We start from the raw sequence: 2,944 nt of genomic DNA on the forward strand, positions 1-2,944 counted from the left end.
AAGGCCGCTACCAATGCGGCGCCGGCCGTATCGATCACCGCCTCTGAGGGGACGAAGGCGGCCAGGATTCTCAATGTTCCCGCGAGCAGGACGGCCACGAAGATGAACGAGGCGCCGTTCCCAGCCTTGAGCGCTCGTCCGGTGTGCCCGAGCGTTGCGCGGGTCATCACGGCGAGCGTCATGGCGCCGACCGCGCCCGTTCCGAGCGCGTGGAGCCCAGCAGCAGCCGGCACGGCGGCAGGAAAGAAGATCGAAACCGAGACAAGGGCGAGGCCGACCGGCACGAAGGCATATGCAAGATGGAGGATGAGCACGAGCGGATCTCGCAATGTGCGTTCGCCAGCCCAGCGCGACAGACGCCACGCCTGGCAGATTGCAGCGACGGCCATAAGCATTCCTGAGGCGCGGTTGTCAGGAGCGAACGTCCATGCTCCCAGCGCGATGGCTGAGATGGCTATCGATGCGATGTCAAAACGGCCGAACGGCGCAGGCAGCCTGCCAGGGTTTTCGCGGACGAGCCAGTTGCGCGTGAAGCTTGGAATGATACGCCCACCGATCAGCGAGATGAGCACGATCGCTGCAGCCGTACCGAGCCTGCGGCTGATGTCCGATATGCCTTGGCTGTGCGCCTCGATATGGAACGCGCCGTTGGCGCACGCCAGGACGGCAAGCGGCAGCAGCACCTTGAGATTGCGCCAGTTGCGTCCGACGACGATTTCACGTGCCGCCGCAGCGGCGACCGTAAGCAGAAATGAGCCATCGATCACGGCGGCTGCTTCCCAGCCGATATCTGCCGAGAAGAAGACAGCGACACGGCCGGCAAGCCACAGGACCACCAGCGCCAACAGCGGCAGGCCTTGCACGGGCAGCCGGCCGGTCCAGTTCGGGATGGCGGTCAGCAGGAACCCGGTAACGATAGCTGGCAGGTAGCCGAACAGCATCTCGTGAATATGCCAGTCGACGGCAACGAACGCACTGTGGGCATCGAGTTCGCCGGCATACATCGGCAGCCAAAGCAGAACGGAGAGCGCGGCATACAGCGACCCGAGGAGGAAGAAAGGCCTGAATCCGTAGGAAAGAAACGCGGGCCCTGTGTAGGCCCTCAGGCGTGGAATCCCCATGATTAGCGTCTCCAAAATGAACAGGGCCGGATGAACCGCCGCCCTCGGTCCGTCCGGCCCGTGCCCGCCCCACTTATGGCAGGCAGGCTGTATGCTGGTCAGTTGGCCGGAACCTGGGTGAACAGGTCGGCAAACACCGTCTTTGCCTTCCCAGGGTGCTTGACCGCCTTGGCGGCATCGAGATTGACCGGCTTGCCGACAACGATCAGGGCGACCATGCCCATGCCGTAGTGGGGGGCGCATTTGACGCCGTAGACGCCCTCCTTTGTCAGCGTAACGGTGATTTCCTCGCTGGGCTTTCCCTTGAAAGGCTCAGCGCCATCCGGAAGCATACCCTTGATAGACTCGGCATCATGCGTCTTGTCGGTCGGCACGAACTTGACGGTGTCGCCGGGGGCTGCCTTGACGAAGGCTGGCTGGAAAACCATGGCGCCCTTTTCGCCCTTGTTGAGCATTTGCACCACATGCTCTTCGGCGCTTGCGCCGCTGGCGAGCGCCAGGATGGAGACTGCGGCGGCGAGGATGGAGAGTTTCATCAATTTGTCCTTTGTTTCGTCTTCGCGGCATTGCGCCGTTCCATGCCATTTAGCCTGATGCGGTCGGGGACAATTTGCGCTGGCGCAAACTCAAGATAAGAAAGGTCTCCCGCACGACTAATGCGGAACCCTAAGGCCGTGAGGAATCCGCTTGGCTGCGCTGGACCGATCGCTGATTTCGCGACTGCCGCTCTTCCAGGGTCTGACGCCCGACGAGCAGAGCGAGATCCTGCGAGATGCGCGGTCGTCTCGCTATGCCAAGGAGACGGCGATCTTCGCGCAGGAAGCCGAGGCTCATTCCTTCTTCGTGCTGATCGCCGGGCACATCCGTGTCGTTCGCACCACGCCGGACGGACAACAGGTCATCGCCAGATACATCAGCGAAGGCGAGATCTTTGGCGTCGCCGCGGCACTTGGCCGGACGACCTACCCAGCCAGCGCGGTCGCGGCGGTAGACTGCGTGGTGCTGGCCTGGCCAAACGCTCTGTGGCCCGATCTGGCGAGACGCTTCCCCGTGTTTGGGGCGGCCACCTACAGGACGGTTGGAAGCAGGCTGCAGGAGACGCAGACGCGGGTAGTGGAGATGTCGACGGAACAGGTGGAGCAGCGGGTTGCGCATGCGCTGCTGCGATTGGCAAACCAGACCGGCCGAAAGACCGATAGCGGCATCGAAATCGACTTCCCGATCTCGAGGCAGGACATTGCCGAGATGACGGGGACGACGCTTCACACGGTCAGCCGGCTGCTGAGCAAGTGGGAGGAGAAAGGGATCATCGTCAGCGGGCGCCAGAAGGTCACGGTCAAGGATGCGCATCGCCTTGTGGTTCTGGCCGAGAACCGGGACAAGGGCTGACCGTCACCGTTTTCCTCGAACGGCCGCTTCGAGTTCGACAAGAAAGTCGCCCTCATCGATCCGATGTTCCCGGCATGCTTCGGCCACGGTATGGAATGTGCCGATCGGACACCCGACGCAGAGCATCTTGTATCTCAGCACCACAGCCACCGTTGTCGGCCATTTCGTCATGATTTCGTCAACGACCATGTCCGGGTCGATCGAACTGCGCTGTTTCACGATGAGGTCTCCGCGTTTTGCGAGGCCCTCTTCATAAATCGCCTTCGGGCCGCCTTCGTTGCAGTTTCGCAATCTGAAAATGATTCAGATCAAGACACGGCACGCGTGACCTCGATAAGCAAAGGATAAAGTGTCTGAGGAGGCTGGCATGCAAGCCAAAACCATAATGACCACGCCGGTCGTTGCAATAGATCCGTCTGCGTCGATCGCCGATG

Annotated in this window: 4 protein-coding genes; 1 reads left to right on the forward strand and 3 read right to left on the reverse strand. The window is 61.8% G+C overall.

Going from position 1 to position 2,944, the window contains the following annotated elements:
* On the reverse strand, positions 1-1,121 hold a 1,121-nt coding region (locus EN935_RS29220; protein ID WP_127373891.1), incomplete at its 3' end, for an NnrS family protein.
* A 98-nt stretch (positions 1,122-1,219) separates the two neighbouring features.
* Positions 1,220-1,657, reverse strand: coding sequence for a pseudoazurin (locus EN935_RS29225; protein ID WP_109672888.1), 438 nt, complete (start codon positions 1,655-1,657; stop codon positions 1,220-1,222).
* A gap of 151 nt (positions 1,658-1,808) precedes the next feature.
* Between EN935_RS29225 and EN935_RS29230 the strand changes: the two genes are divergently transcribed.
* A complete protein-coding gene (locus EN935_RS29230) occupies positions 1,809-2,510 on the forward strand; it encodes a Crp/Fnr family transcriptional regulator (protein ID WP_109672886.1) in 702 nt (233 codons plus the stop codon).
* A 3-nt stretch (positions 2,511-2,513) separates the two neighbouring features.
* Here the strand turns inward: EN935_RS29230 and EN935_RS29235 are convergent, their stop codons facing one another.
* A complete protein-coding gene (locus EN935_RS29235; RefSeq protein ID WP_109672904.1) occupies positions 2,514-2,729 on the reverse strand; it encodes a DUF1858 domain-containing protein in 216 nt (71 codons plus the stop codon).
* Positions 2,730-2,944 lie beyond the last annotated feature (215 nt).

The organism is Mesorhizobium sp. M7D.F.Ca.US.004.03.1.1, assembly GCF_003998635.1.
Taxonomy (GTDB): domain Bacteria; phylum Pseudomonadota; class Alphaproteobacteria; order Rhizobiales; family Rhizobiaceae; genus Mesorhizobium; species Mesorhizobium loti.